The sequence below is a fragment of the Limnohabitans sp. 15K genome, from assembly GCF_002778285.1.
Lineage (GTDB): Bacteria > Pseudomonadota > Gammaproteobacteria > Burkholderiales > Burkholderiaceae_C > Limnohabitans_A.
The window spans coordinates 135,615-149,432 of sequence record NZ_NESM01000003.1 but is presented as its reverse complement, the minus strand read 5'-3'; the positions used below and the strand labels follow the sequence as shown (position 1 = coordinate 149,432).

At 59.0% G+C, this 13,818-nt stretch carries 13 protein-coding genes; 4 read left to right on the top strand and 9 right to left on the bottom strand.

Features of this window, described 5'->3' with window-relative positions:
• Window positions 1-20: 20 nt before the first annotated feature.
• A complete protein-coding gene (locus B9Z40_RS11895) occupies window positions 21-767 on the bottom strand; it encodes a DUF3047 domain-containing protein (protein WP_100173574.1) in 747 nt (248 codons plus the stop codon).
• Between the two features lie 97 nt (window positions 768-864).
• On the opposite strand from B9Z40_RS11895, the gene B9Z40_RS11890 reads away from it, so the two are divergent.
• Window positions 865-1,839 (top strand): tripartite tricarboxylate transporter substrate binding protein, encoded by a 975-nt coding sequence (locus B9Z40_RS11890; RefSeq protein ID WP_100173573.1) that lies wholly within the window; start codon window positions 865-867, stop codon window positions 1,837-1,839.
• Here the strand turns inward: B9Z40_RS11890 and B9Z40_RS11885 are convergent.
• Window positions 1,830-3,389: a glycerol-3-phosphate dehydrogenase/oxidase gene (locus B9Z40_RS11885; protein WP_100173572.1), complete on the bottom strand. Its 1,560-nt coding sequence runs from the start codon at window positions 3,387-3,389 to the stop codon at window positions 1,830-1,832. The two genes, B9Z40_RS11890 and B9Z40_RS11885, sit on opposite strands and share 10 nt — an antisense overlap.
• Before the next feature lie 31 nt (window positions 3,390-3,420).
• Between B9Z40_RS11885 and glpK the strand changes: the two genes are divergently transcribed.
• Complete coding sequence (gene glpK / locus B9Z40_RS11880) at window positions 3,421-4,926, top strand: glycerol kinase GlpK (protein ID WP_100173848.1); 1,506 nt, start codon at window positions 3,421-3,423, stop codon at window positions 4,924-4,926.
• Between the two features lie 15 nt (window positions 4,927-4,941).
• Here the strand turns inward: glpK and B9Z40_RS11875 are convergent, their stop codons facing one another.
• The 3 genes from B9Z40_RS11875 to B9Z40_RS11865 all read right to left on the bottom strand — a co-directional run bounded on the left by B9Z40_RS11875 (window position 4,942) and on the right by B9Z40_RS11865 (window position 8,010).
• Window positions 4,942-5,640: a hypothetical protein gene (locus B9Z40_RS11875; RefSeq protein ID WP_233204900.1), complete on the bottom strand. Its 699-nt coding sequence runs from the start codon at window positions 5,638-5,640 to the stop codon at window positions 4,942-4,944.
• A 155-nt stretch (window positions 5,641-5,795) separates the two neighbouring features.
• A complete protein-coding gene (locus tag B9Z40_RS11870; protein WP_143473980.1) occupies window positions 5,796-6,830 on the bottom strand; it encodes a porin in 1,035 nt (344 codons plus the stop codon).
• 115 nt (window positions 6,831-6,945) lie between these two features.
• Window positions 6,946-8,010, bottom strand: a complete 1,065-nt coding sequence (locus B9Z40_RS11865; RefSeq protein ID WP_158238096.1) for a porin — start codon at window positions 8,008-8,010, stop codon at window positions 6,946-6,948.
• A 358-nt stretch (window positions 8,011-8,368) separates the two neighbouring features.
• On the opposite strand from B9Z40_RS11865, the gene coq7 reads away from it, so the two are divergent.
• Window positions 8,369-8,995 (top strand): 2-polyprenyl-3-methyl-6-methoxy-1,4-benzoquinone monooxygenase, encoded by a 627-nt coding sequence (coq7, locus tag B9Z40_RS11860; RefSeq protein WP_100173568.1) that lies wholly within the window; start codon window positions 8,369-8,371, stop codon window positions 8,993-8,995.
• Window positions 8,996-9,005: 10 nt separating this feature from the next.
• On the opposite strand, the gene B9Z40_RS11855 is transcribed toward coq7, so the two are convergent.
• The 4 genes from B9Z40_RS11855 to B9Z40_RS11840 all read right to left on the bottom strand — a co-directional run bounded on the left by B9Z40_RS11855 (window position 9,006) and on the right by B9Z40_RS11840 (window position 11,829).
• Window positions 9,006-9,458 carry an OsmC family protein gene (locus tag B9Z40_RS11855; protein WP_100173567.1) on the bottom strand — a complete coding sequence of 151 codons (453 nt, stop codon included), beginning with the start codon at window positions 9,456-9,458 and terminating at the stop codon, window positions 9,006-9,008.
• A gap of 49 nt (window positions 9,459-9,507) precedes the next feature.
• Window positions 9,508-10,521, bottom strand: a complete 1,014-nt coding sequence (locus B9Z40_RS11850) for an MBL fold metallo-hydrolase (RefSeq protein ID WP_100173566.1) — start codon at window positions 10,519-10,521, stop codon at window positions 9,508-9,510.
• A 75-nt stretch (window positions 10,522-10,596) separates the two neighbouring features.
• Window positions 10,597-11,226: a TetR/AcrR family transcriptional regulator gene (locus B9Z40_RS11845; protein WP_100173565.1), complete on the bottom strand. Its 630-nt coding sequence runs from the start codon at window positions 11,224-11,226 to the stop codon at window positions 10,597-10,599.
• Window positions 11,227-11,244: 18 nt separating this feature from the next.
• Window positions 11,245-11,829 (bottom strand): 5-formyltetrahydrofolate cyclo-ligase, encoded by a 585-nt coding sequence (locus B9Z40_RS11840; RefSeq protein ID WP_100173564.1) that lies wholly within the window; start codon window positions 11,827-11,829, stop codon window positions 11,245-11,247.
• Window positions 11,830-11,838: 9 nt separating this feature from the next.
• Between B9Z40_RS11840 and B9Z40_RS11835 the strand changes: the two genes are divergently transcribed.
• Window positions 11,839-13,815 carry a lytic transglycosylase domain-containing protein gene (locus B9Z40_RS11835; protein WP_100173563.1) on the top strand — a complete coding sequence of 659 codons (1,977 nt, stop codon included), beginning with the start codon at window positions 11,839-11,841 and terminating at the stop codon, window positions 13,813-13,815.
• Window positions 13,816-13,818: the final 3 nt, after the last annotated feature.

The following is a 13,818-nucleotide window of genomic DNA, read 5'->3' as shown; positions in this document are numbered from 1 at the left end:
GCACAAGACTGGTGCGCCGCTCAATCGAGCTGAATGTCTCCGTACCACGCCCGAATGTGGCTGCGTGTGTTGTCGGTGTCGGTCATGATGGCCATGCCCACCAAGGCTCCGGGAGGCTCGCCAAACGCCTTCTCGAAATCAGCCCGCACGTCGCGCTGGTAATGACGCCATTGCTTCACATGCAGGGGGCCGGACTCCACCACCAGCTTGCGCACGCGGTCGGTGCGCGGATTGACGATGACCGTCTCCACTGCGCGGTGGTTGCACCACACATACATGAGCGTGGCATAGGGCAAGGGCTCGCCCGTGAGGGCCTCGGTCAGGTCACTGAGCAGGGTGTTTTTGGCCGAAAACCGGCTGCGGTCGCCCTCAAAAGCCAAAATCAAACGCACAGGCGAGTCTTCGCTCTCGCGATCGCCCATGTCGGCTTGCGCAATCAAACCCTCAATTTGCCATTGAAACTGCAGACGCCCCAGCTGGTCAGCGGGCACGTTCAGGCGCTGGCGCAACATGCTGGCCGACGATTGGGCATCGGCCAGCAAGGCTGGGCGTTGGTCGCGCTTGTCAAGCTTGAACGCGGTGCGCAACTTGCCCGGCAAGGCCACGGCTTCCCATTGCACATGGTCCTTGGGTGTGAACAACAATGGGCCCTGCGCTGGCCGAGAGACCACCAGGGCGGTTGGCGTGTTGACGCTCGCACAGCCCATGACCGTCAGCAAAAAACTGCACGCCAAGCAAACCCGGAACCACGAACCAGCAAAAACCATGAATGACCTTTCAGTGCGTATGCAAGACAATGTGGCTAGCCCTCAATCTTGTAGATTCTGACCCATTTATTGATTTATTCATTTTGGATGCATCGCCATGTTCCATCGCCGTCAATTGCTGCAGTCCTTGGCACTGAGCGCACTGCCCCTGACATGGGCGCACGCGCAAGCCACTTTCCCATCTAAACCCCTGCGCATCGTGGTGCCCTTTGGCGCTGGCGGTGTGGCCGACTTGACCGCACGCGCTGTGGCCCAAAAGCTTTCCGAGAACTTGGGGCAGCCCGTGGTCATTGACAACCGGCCCGGCGCAGGCGGCATCGTCGCGGGCGAATTGGTGGCCAAAGCCGCGCCCGATGGGTACACGCTGCTGCTGATGTCCAACGGCACAGCCGTGAGTGCAGGTCTGTTCAAGTCGCTGCCCTTCAATCCGCGCACTGACTTTGCGCCGGTTTCTTTGCTCGGTTTGTTTGACATCGCCATCGTGGTCCCGGAGTCTTCACCCCACAAAACCTTGGCCGATTTGGTGAACTTTGGCCGCGCCCACCCTGGACAACTGAACATCGGCACCATCAACATCGGCAGCACGCAGCATTTGGCAGGCGAGTTGTTCAGATCGCAAGCCAACTTGATCAGCCAAATCATTCCCTACAACGGCACGCCTGCCGTCATCAACGCTTTGCGCGGAGGTCAAATCGATGCGGCGGTGGAAATTTTGGGCCCGCTCAAACCGCAAATCAACGCCAAAGCGGTGCGTTTGCTGGGGGTCATGGGTGCGTCACGCCCCAAAGACCTGCCCCAAGTGCCCGTGGTGCGCGAACTGCCGGGCCTGAGCAACTTTGATGTGTCGTCCTGGAACGCCTTGGCAGCCCCCAGCAAAACGCCCAAAGCTGTGGTCGACAAATTGAGCGTCGAAGTGGCCAAGGTGCTGGCAGCGCCCGACATGGTGCAACGGCTGGCAGGTTTCAACGTCGAGGCCAAGGCCAGCACGCCCGCACAACTGGCCCAGTGGCTGGACGCAGACATCAAGCGCTGGAGCGAAGTCATTCAGAAGGCGGGCATCCCTCAGCAATAAGACGCAGGCAACTGGTATTGCTCGCACAAGGCCAAAAATGCGGGCAGTGCCGGGTCGATCCCGGTTTCTTGCTGCAGCAACTCGGCCACGCGGGGCGCCATGCGGGCGGCCAAGCGGGCATCCAAAAACAGCACGCGCCAACGGCGGGCCAGCATGTCTTCGACCGTGATAGCCCATTCCGATTGCGCGGCGTGACGCACCACAGCCGCCGTCAAGCCCAATCCCAAAGACTCTTCTGAACCTGGTGCATGCGCCACTTTGGCCGCTTGCGAGCCCAAGAGGTGCAGGCCGGGGGCATCGCGCAAACTCACAGGCTGGGCACCGGGCTGGGGTGCGCCAAACAGCGTGTGGCGCTGGGTGTGGGCCTGGCGTTCGGGCACGGGTAAATCGCCAGCCAAAGCGGCCATCACCTCTTGCGCCATGCTGCGGTAAGTGGTCCATTTGCCGCCGGTCACCGTGACGAAGCCTGGGGCTTCTCGGGCGATCAGGTGTTCTCGCGAAATTTGCGCCGTGGCACCTGAAGACCCCCCGTTCACCAAAGGCCGCAAACCCACCCAAACGCTTTTCACATCTTGGGCCCGCAAGCGTACGCCCAAAGCACGCTCGGTCTCGCTCAGCAAAAAAGCCAATTCTTCGGCCATGGGGCGCGGCTCCAGGGGCGCATCGTGGCGCGGCGTGTCGGTGGTGCCAATCACCGTAGAGCCCAACCACGGCACAGCAAACAGCACACGGCCGTCGGAGGTGTGCGGCACCAACACGGCTTCTTGGATGGGCAGCAAGGCACGGTCAATCACCCAATGCACGCCTTGGCTGGGCTTGACCAAGGCCTGCAAGGTCTTTGGGGCTTCGACTGCAGCCAAAGCCAGTTGCCGCATCGCGTCCACCCACACCCCAGTGGCGTTCACCACACAGTTGGCATGGAGCGTGGCGGTCTGGCCGGTCCATGCGTCTTGCAAGCCCACTTGCCAAGCGCCGCCTTGCTGCACCAGTCCCACCACACGCACATGGTTGCGCACCTGCGCCCCTGCAGCCTGGGCTGTTTGGGCCAGTGCCAGTGCCAAGCGGGCATCTTCAAACTGGCCATCCCAATAACGCACACCGGCCACTGTGCCGGGCAGCACAGGGGCGATCGCATTCATGCCCTGCTGGCTGATGACTTCTGTGGGGCCCAAACTCAAACGGCCAGCCATCCATTGGTAAAGCTTGAGGCCCACAGCGGTCACGGCCCAAGACACCCAACGCCGTTCGTGCACCACAAAGGGCAAGGGCTGCGCCAAATGAGGTGCCAAGCCCAGCACAATGGCCCGCTCGCGCAGCGCCTCGCGCACCAGCCGAATGTGACCCTGCGCCAAATAACGCACACCCCCATGCAGAAGCTTGGTCGAGCGTGACGAGGTGCCACTCGCAAAATCTCGCGCCTCGACCAACACCACGCTGCGCCCCTCCAGCGCAGCCTGAACCGCCACACCCAAGCCGGTCGCGCCACCGCCGATCACCAGCACATCGCAAGTGGCCGGGGTCCAAGCTGAAAGATCAGGTCGAATCGTCATGCAGCCAGTCTACCGCCCCTATGATCTGGGCATGACACACCCCATTTACCTGCTGGCGCTTGACCAAGGCACCTCCAGCTCCCGAGCCATCGTGTTTGACGACCGCGGTGGCATCGTGGGTGCCGCGCAGCAAGAATTTCCACAAATTTTTCCGCAGCCGGGCTGGGTCGAGCACGACCCGATGGCCATCTGGCACAGCCAACGCGATACGGCGCAACAGGTTTTGGCCCAATGCGGCCTGAAGCCCTCTGACATTCGCGGTGTGGGCATCACCAACCAGCGCGAAACCACTTTGCTGTGGAACCGCCGCACCGGGCTGCCGCTGCACAACGCCATCGTTTGGCAAGACCGGCGCACCGAATCGCTGTGCCAGCAGTGGCGCGACCAAGGCTTGGAGCCACTGGTGCAGCAGCGCACAGGTTTGCGGCTGGACCCTTATTTTTCGGCCACCAAACTGCGCTGGCTGCTGGACAACATTCCCGGCGCACGCGCACAAGCCTTGGCGGGCGAGCTGGCCTTTGGCACGGTGGACACTTGGCTGATTTGGCAGCTGACCGGCGGGCAAAGCCATATCACTGACATCAGCAACGCCAGCCGCACCTTGCTGCTCAACATCCACACCGGACAGTGGGATGACGAATTGTTGGCTCTGTTCGATATTCCCCGCACGGTTTTGCCGCAAGTGCAGGCCTCGGTGTCCGAATTTGGCCAGGTGCAAAACGGCCTTTTGGGCGAAGGCGTGAGGCCTGTGATTGGCGGTGTGGCGGGCGACCAGCAATCGGCCTTGCTGGGCCAAGCTTGTTTGCAAGCGGGCGATGTCAAAAACACCTACGGCACGGGTTGCTTCATGCTCATGCACACCGGGTCTGTGGCGCTGCAAAGCGACAGCGGCCTGATCACCACCTGCGCAGCACAGTTACAAGCACAAACCCCCATCGATTACGCCCTCGAAGGCAGCGTGTTCATTGGCGGTGCGGTGGTGCAGTGGCTGCGCGATGGCCTCAAAGCCATTGCGCATAGCAGCGAGGTCGAAGCCCTGGCCGCAAGCGTCAACGGCAGCGAGGGCGTGGTGCTGGTGCCCGCTTTTGCAGGCTTGGGTGCACCCTATTGGCTGCCCCACGCACGCGGCAGCATTCAAGGCCTGACGCGTGGCAGCACGGTGGCACACATCGCCCGCGCAGCCCTCGAAAGCATCGCCCTGCAAAGCACGGTGTTGCTGCAAGCGATGCAAAAAGACGCCCGACATTTGAACCATTTGCAGGTGTCCGCCCTGCGAGTGGACGGTGGGGCTTGCACCAACAACCTACTGATGCAACTGCAAGCTGACCTGATGGGCTTGCCTGTGATCCGGCCTCAAACGACAGAGACCACCGCCTTGGGTGCGGCCTTGCTGGTGGGGCTGCAGCAAGGGGTTTTCAAACACCCTGGTGAATTGCGCGAGCGCTTGGCGACCGAACGCATTTTTGAGCCGCAATGGAGCCGAGACCAAGCCCAGGCCAAACTGGCGGCTTGGGATGCCGCCGTTCAGCGCAGCTGAAATGTGCTGGGCTGTTCAGCGCTGCGCCGACACCACGTCCCACGCCACTTGCTGCAAATACTGGCAAACCTCAGCGGGCAATTTCCCGTTGTAGTTGTAGGCACTGCCAACCGGGGTGGCCTCATAAAGCGTGGCATAAACGACCGCGGCGGCCAAATAGGTGCCTGCCAAAGAGGGGTGACTGCCGTCGTACTCGTCGTGCAATCGCAAATCGGGACGCCGTTTGTAAGACATCTCAAAAGCCAAGCCCACCGGAATGACCTTGGCCCCCACCTCACGCCCGACCGCGTTGAACATGTCCACAATTTTGGCCATGTTTTCAGGGGACGCCTGCTTGTGAGGCGCCACGTAGGCATGTGTCATGTAAAGCGCTGTTTTGCCACCGCGTGATTGGATGACTTTGTGGTGTTGGCGCACGGTCTCGCTGAATTTTTGACGTGTTGCGTCTTTCAGTGCATCGGCACTGTTGCCCGCCAAGACCACCCATTCAAATGGTTCTTTGACACCGATCTGACCCGGCGCCGTCAACCATTCAATGGGGTGGTGGTCCAGGCTGGAGCCACCAATCGTCGCGGACTTGTAAGCCAACGGGTGAGACTTGTGCTTTGGCGTCGCCTCCACAAAACCACGCAAATGGTTGTGCAAGCTGTTGTTGTAATAAAAATAGCTGTTGCCGACAAACAAGATGCGTTGCGGGAAATCAGGCGCGGCCATCGCTTGGGAACAAAAAATCCAAAGCAAGAACACAAGTCGTCGGGTGAAATACATGGAGAGCCCTTGTGAGATTTTCAAAAAAATGAAAAAACCCACCATGTCGCCATGGTGGGTCGGGGTCTTAAAACGGTCCGCTGGCTTGCACCAGCATCGCATTAGAAGGAGTGGCGAACGCCAAACTGGTAACCGGTGCTGTTGCCACCTGCGGTCGTGACGCCATTGCCGTCACCCACCACAAATTTCTTGCCAACACCTTTGTTGTCCACCACAGAGTAGTTGGTGTACAAGGCGGTGCGCTTGGACAGGTTGTGCACGTAACCGATGGTCACTTGTGAAGCATCACCCACATCCGAGCCAGCAGCAAAGCCAGCAGCCTTCAAAGCTGTGTAGCTTGCGCGGACTTCGCCAGCATCAGACACTTTGTACTGTGTACCGATCAGGGTGCTGGTGGTCTTGGTCGCGCCGACTTTGTTTTCGCCCCACAGGAACATCAGCTTGGCTGGGCCCATCTGGTAGTTGGCGGCAAAGTTGCTTTGTGTGTAATCGCCAGTGGCGTATTGGGTCTTGCCTGTGGCGTAAGCCAAGTTCAGAGGGCCATTGCCATAGGAAACACGACCACCGAAATAGGTGTCGTCATTTTTAGTGACGCCGACGTTGCTGTTTTTCTCGCCGTAGGCATACATCAAGTTGGCTTGAAAGCCACCCACAGTTGGCGTGAAGTAGTTGATGCCGTTGTTCGAGCGAACATGGGTGCTGGAAGTGGTGCCACCAGCAGCCACTGGATAGAACATCTGACCTGCGTTGCCCAAGCCGTTGGTGCCAAAAGGATGGTGGGCCACGGTCAAGCTGGTGAAGGTGGGCACGTAATCGCGGCCCAGACGAATTTCACCGAACGAACCCTTCAACTCCACTGTGGAGCGGCGAGCCAAAGACAGCGTACCGGGGGCGTCAGCAGAAAAAGCGCCTTCAAGCCAGAAGCTGGCCATCAAGCCACCACCGAGGTCTTCGGTGCCACGGAAACCCAAACGGCTGGATGTGTTGCCATCCGAAGCCAACTGGTTTTTAGAAACACCCGAAGCGCTGGTGTGAACGTAGCCGACGTCGGCCACGCCGAAGACGGTCACTGTCGATTGGGCTTGAGCGTTGACCAAGGCCAACAAGGCTGCGGAAGCCATTGCAATTTTTTTCAAAGGAAACTCCTGGGGATTGAATTCAAAAAATGAAAACGTCAATTGTTAAAAAACCCACCGTGTTGCCATGGTGGGTTTTGATTCAAATTTTCAGCTGACTTGCGCCAGCGTCAAATCAGAAAGCGTGACGCAGGCCGAGGTCGAAACCTGTACCGCCATTGTTCGTAGCAGTACCCAGAGCGGAGCCGAAACCACCGTTGCCACCCAAGAAGCCGTATGCAGCGCCATTCTTGTTGGAAATCTTGGAGTAGGCTGTGTAAACAGCAGTACGCTTGCTCAGGTTGTGGACATAACCGATAGCGAACTGGTTGCCAGTGGAACCAGCAGCGTTGTTTTGCTTCACAGTGTTGTAAGACACGGGGATGTAACCAGCGCCCATAGGCACTTTGGCACCAATGGAAGACCATGTGAACTTGGTGCCAGCAACGTTGGAGTCGTTGGTACCAAACTTGGCCATCACGTTGGCAACGCCCAGGTCATAAGAAGCGCCGACGTTGGTTTCTTTGTACTCAACAGTGCCTGCAGCAGCGTTGGACTTGGCAGTAGCCACAGCCAAAGTCAGAGGACCAGCGTTGTAACCGACGCGTGCGCCAGCGTACTTGCCGTTAGCCACTGCAGTGGAGAGGTTTTCAGCCAAAGCGTAAGTGACTTGAGCAGTCACGCCTTGCTGGCCCATAACGGAAGCGCCGTTGGCAGCGAAGTTGTACAGGTAGCTGATGCCGTTGTTGGTACGAGCAGCAGTCGTAGCGTTGGCTTGTGCAGGAGCGACCAAAGTGATGTTCGAGCCAGCGCCGGAACCCAATGTACCGAACGGATCGTACATGGTGTGGTTCCAGAAGCTAGGTGTGTAGTCACGACCCAAACGGATGGCACCGAAGCTGCCAGCCAAGTCCAAAGTGCTACGACGCTGGAAAGCCACGCCAGCAGCTGTACCGTTGTCAACGGTCATACCGGCTTCGAGCCAGAACGATGCAGACATGCCGCCGCCGAGGTCTTCAGTACCGCGGAAACCCAATTGGCTGGAAGACAAACCGGACGAAGACAAGTAAGTCTTGGAAACGCCGCCTTGGCTTTGCTTGGTAACACCAGCGTCAGCAACGCCCCAGATGGTCACAGAAGATTGTGCGAAAGCAGCGCCTGTGGCAGCAACAGCAGCCAGAGCAATCAGAGTTTTTTTCATTGCAAATTTCTCCAAAGTTTTAAAAAGAGCCTTGAATTCATCAAATGAAAACCATCTGTTTGAACTCTTAGCCAACCTCCAAATTCGGAAGGTTGAGCTATTGCACCAGAGCAAGATGGCTTTTCCAAGAATTTCCATGAATAAAGGTCATTTTCGTTGCATCGAAGCAACAAATCGAACCTCTACTGGCAGGCGTGTACTTAATTTTTTTAATTTTTGTCAATTAATTCAACAATTTGCAAGATTTTTCGAAGGCACTGCTCGAATTCACAGAATGGGTGGATGGGGTGTTTGGGAAGGCGCTGAGGACACAAAAGGGAGGGCTCTATTAAAGTGTTGGCTTATCCAAAGGCTTTTCATGTCCACCCACGCTCTGATTTTGGCTGCCGACAGCGCTTTGCGCACCTTGTTTGCCGAGCCCCGCGCCAGCCGCCCCACGCCCATGGCCCCCACGGCAGAACTTGAACTCACAGAGACCGAGCGGCGAGAGTCGGTGGCCTTGATGCGCGTGAACCATGTGGGCGAGGTGTGCGCTCAAGCGCTGTACACCGGACAAGCTCTGGCATGCAAAAACCCAAGTTTGCGGGCCCAGTTGGCCGAAGCCAGCCGTGAAGAGACCGACCACCTGGCTTGGACTCAGCAAAGGCTGAACGAGCTGAAAGGTCGACCTTCCCTGCTCAACCCACTTTGGTTTGCCGGGGCTTTTGTCATTGGCTATGCCGCTGGCAAGCTGGGCGGGGACAAGGTGAGTTTGGGCTTTGTGGTGGAAACAGAGCGTCAGGTCGAAGCCCATTTGCAAAGCCACATGGATTTGTTGCCCGCAGCGGACAACGCATCGCGCGCCATCGTGGCGCAAATGAAAGCCGATGAAATGGCCCATGCCCAAATGGCGCAAAAGGCCGGCGCCATGGAGCTGCCGGGCCCCGTTAAGTCGGTCATGCAAATGGCCGCCAAGGTCATGACCACCGTGGCGCACCGGGTTTGAGCGGTCTAATTTAGACCGCTTCCACCAAATCAAAACTGGTGGTGATTTCGGCGCTCTTGCCCAGCATGATGCTGGCCGAGCAGTATTTGTCGTGGCTCATGGCAATCGCACGCTCCACCGCGCTGGCGGGGACGCCCTTGGCGGTGACGGTGAAGTGCATGTTGATCTTGGTGAAGACTTTGGGGTCGACCTCGGCGCGTTCGCTGCTGAGCTTGACGCTGCAGCCGCGCACATCGTGGCGGCCACGCTTGAGGATCAGCACCACGTCGTAAGCCGTGCAGCCGCCCGTGCCCGCCAACAACATTTCCATGGGGCGTGGAGCCAGGTTTTGGCCGCCGTTTTCAGGTTTGGCGGCATCGGGGGCGCCGTCCATGGCGACCATGTGGCCTGAGCCGGTTTCAGCCACAAAGCCCATGCCTGAGCGGGTGCCGGCCACACCGGTCCAAGAAACTGTGCATTCCATGTCGTGATTCCTACGATATTTCCGTTTTGACTGCGCTTTTCAGGACCGCTCAGCTTTGCAGCGCTTTCCACATCTCCATGTCGCGCTCGGCGGTCCAGATGCGGGGGTTCTTGATGCCACTGGCTTCGTCGTAGGCGCGGGTCACGTCAAACGGCAGGCAGTGCTCATAAATGAACACATGGCCAAAGATCGGGTCCATGCTTTGGCGGGTGTGGGCCATGGCGGCTTTCAGGTCCATCTTGGCGGCCACGGCCTCTTTGCCGGCTTGGAACAAGGTGGTCACCCAGCGCTGGGTGTAGTCCAGCGCCTTGTTCACGTTGTCGTTGCCCTTCATGGCTTCGCCGCGGCCGGGCACGATGAACTCGGCTTTCAGGCCGCGCAAAGCTTCGAGCGTGGCGGGCCATTCTTCAAGCTGCGCGTCGCCCGTGTACACACCCGCTTCGTACTCGACCAAGTCACCCGAGAACAACACTTTTTCTTCTTCGACCCAAGCAATCGTGTCGCCACGGGTGTGGCCGGGACCTGGATGCCATATCTGCACCACCACGCCGCCCAGGTTGATGCTGAGCTTGCCGGGCACTTCGCTTTTTGTAGGGTCACCGCCGCCCACCACCATGGTCGGCCAAGTCAAGCCGGGTACGCTGTCGGCGCCACGGAACAGGCGTGGAAAGCGCTCCATCTCGCTCTTCATGTCTTGCGCGCCGCGCTCTTTGATCAGGCCCAAAGTGCCTTCGCTGGCGATGATCTCGGTCGCACCTTCGGCGGCGTAGGCGTAAGCACCCAGCACGCGCACCGCGTGGTAGTGGGTCAACAGCACATATTTGATGGGCAGGTCGCTGACAGTGCGGATCTTCTTGATCAGGTCTTGCGCCATGGCGGGTGTGGCAGTGGCGTCGCTGACCATGATGAAGCGGTCACCAATGATCACGCCCGAATTGGGGTCGCCTTCGGCGGTGTAGGCCCAGCAGTGCTGGCTGAGTTGCTCGAACGTGATCTTCTTTTCGGTCAGGTCGGCCTGGCTGGCGAATGCCTTGGACGGGGCTTTGTTGGTGGCTTTGGACATGGGAGTTTCTCCGGTCAATGAATGGAGTCGATTTTACTTAAACGAAATGCGTTACGGATTGGTAAATTCCAAAGCTCAACCCAAACCCTTTTCAAGCATGCCAATGACCTCATCGGCAAAGGCCGCGTAGCTGATCGGGCCACCTGGGCGCAGCCAGGTGAAGGTCCAGTTGATCATGCCCAGCAGCATCATGGTCAGGGCGGTCTGGTTGGTGGGGGTCAGGCGCTCGGGGTAGGCCCGTTTCATGAAGCGGGTCATGGCAGCCACGATGTCACGCTGGCGGTTGAGGATCAAGCTTCTGGGCGAAACCAAGGCGGGGCCCAGCGTCGGGTCGGGCGCATCGCTCAAAAACTGCGTGTCGTTCAACAGCGCCGCATGCCGCGTGGCCGAGGTTTCGTACTCCTGCAAAAACGCCCGCACCAGCTCGTGCAGCGTGGCGCGTTCGTTCAGGTCTTTGCGCTGGGCCGTGGCTTCGGTTTGCGCGATCACCCCCAACAAGCGCTGGGTATGTCGGTCGAGCAAGTCAAACAGGATCGCCTCTTTGCTCTCGTAGTAGTGGTACAGCCGCGCTTTGGAGGTGCCACACGCCGTGGCAATCTCGTTCATGCTGGCGGCGGGGTAGCTGCGCTGGGCAAAGCACTGCGCCGCGATGTCGAGGATCGCGTCGCGCTTGATGTCGTGGGTGGCGGATTTGGGTCGGGCCATGTGTCTTTCGGGTCTGGCTCAAACAGGCCAGACCACCCCGTTGTCGTTCAAGATCGCGTCCAGAGGTTCGTCATGGTCCTCGGGTTCCAGATCGTCCACAAAGCCATGGGTAAAACCCAATCCAACGGTGAAGGGTTTGGGCTGCAAAGTGGCCAGTGTGCGGTCGTAAAAACCACCGCCATAACCCAGGCGATAACCGCCCGTGCCATAACCCACACAAGGCACAAACAACAAGGTGGGCACGATGACTTCTGTGTCTTTGGGTTTGGGGATGCCGTAAGCGTCTTCTTCCATGGCACAGCCGGGGTACCAGGTGTGAAACGTCAAGGTTTTGTGCAACTTGTTGACCACGGGCAAGCCAATTTGGCGGCGCTGGGGCTCGCCGTGCAGCTCGCCGTCTTCTTTCCAGCGGTGCAGCACAGGCAAAGGGTCAAACTCGCCCTTGATGGGCCAATACGCGCCGATCACGGTGTCGGGACGGTCAAACAGCCAGATGCGCAGGATGCGCTGCAAGGCTTCGGCCCGCGCCAGACGGTCAGGCAGGTTCAGCCTTTCTTCCACCAAGGCTTTTCTTAAGGCTTTTTTAGCGTCAGCTTTGTCCATAATCGACCCATGAAATTCATTCAGATTCTGACACTGCTTTGTGCCATGGCCGCGACAGGCCTTTTCAGCCCCCAAGCCCACGCCCAAAACAAGGGGGACGACGTCATTCTTGAAATGGCACAGGCCTTCAAAAACGGTGACAAAAACCGACTGTCCAACTTGTTGCCCCAAACCCGGGGCCATGTCCTGGAGCCCTTGGCGGCCTATTGGGAAATGCGCGCACGCATGGGCAACGCCCCTGAATCGGAAATTCGCAGTTTTTTGAACACTTACGCAGGCAGCTATTACGAAGACCGCTTGCGCGCAGACTGGCTGCAGCAATTGGGCAAACGCCGTGACTGGGCGGGCTTTACAGCCGAATACCCCCGCTACCGCATGCGCGACGACCGCGAGCTGCGCTGTTATGCCCTGGCGACCGAAGCCATGAACAGCAAAGCCGACGTCGCTGAAGAAGCCAAACGCCTGTGGTACGCACTGCGCGAGGCCGAAGATGGCTGCACCTATGTGGCCGACCATTTGCATTCGGGCAAACAAATCAATGGCCTCGATTTGTGGCGCAAAGCCCGCATCGCCATGGACGCAAACCGCCCCCGTGCCGCGCAGGCAGCGGTGGACATCGAAGCCCCCCGTTTGTCCGAGCAAGTCGCCCTGATCCACGCCGACCCAGAACGATATCTGGACAAACGCATCATCGCCATCACCAAAAGTCGCAAAGAACTGGCGGTGCTGGCGCTGATCCGCTTGGCGGCTAAAGACCCCGAGCAGGCCGCCCAACTGCTGGAAAAACGTTGGTCCATTCAACTCAGCCCCGAGGAGCGCAACTGGACGTGGGCCGTGATCGGCAAGCAAGCAGCGCAAAAACTGCAAAACGAGGCCAGCGGCCACTTTGCCAAGGTACAAAAAGACAGCGACCTGAACGACGACCTGCTGAGCTGGAAAGTGCGCGCCTCGCTGCGCCAAGGCCAATGGCGTCAAGTGCTGACCGCCACTCAAGCCATGAGCCCGGAATCGCAAAAAGACCCGGCATGGGTGTATTGGCGCGCCCGTGCGCTGATGGCCACCGCGCAAGACAACGCCCAGAAACTGGAAGCCCAAGGGCTGCTGCGCAGCATGGCCAGCGTGCGGGGCTTTTATGAGCAACTGGCTTTGGAAGAATTGGGCCAGCCGATCACAGCCCCCGAGCGTCCTGCGGCCTTGACCCCGCAAGAAAAAGCCACCGCCCAGATCAACCCGGGCTTGCAACGGGCCCTGTACGCCATCGCCATTGGCCTGCGCCCCGAGGGCAACCGCGAGTGGAACTACAGCACCAACTTGCACACGCCCGGCGGCATGAACGATCGCGACCTGCTCGCCGCCGCCGACTTGGCCTGCCAACGCCAGGTGTGGGACCGCTGCATCAACACCAGCGACCGAACCAAAGAGGTGATGGATTTTGACCAACGCTTCCCGATGCCCTTGCGCGAGATCGTGGTGCGCCGTGCGAATGAGATCCGATTGGACCCGGCCTATGTGTACGGCCTGATCCGCCAAGAAAGCCGCTTCATCATGGACGCCCGCTCAACAGTGGGTGCATCTGGCTTGATGCAGGTGATGCCCGCCACGGCCAAATGGACGGCCAAGAAAATTGGCTTGACCAACTTCACCCCGGATCAAATCACCGACCGTGAAGTGAACGTGGCCATCGGCACGGGTTATCTGAAACTGGTGCTGGACGATTTTGAAGGCTCCATGCCCATGGCCACGGCCGCCTACAACGCTGGCCCCAGCCGCCCGCGCAATTGGCGCAACGGTCCGGTGCTTGAAGCGGCCATCTGGGCCGAAAACATCCCGTTCCAGGAAACGCGCGATTACGTGAAAAAAGTGCTGTCCAACACCACCAACTACGCCGCCATCTTGACGCGACAACCGCAGTCGCTCAAAGCGCGGTTGGGGCTGATTGGACCGCGCAACTCACCCATGAGCGAATTGAACAAAGATTTGCCCTGAGGC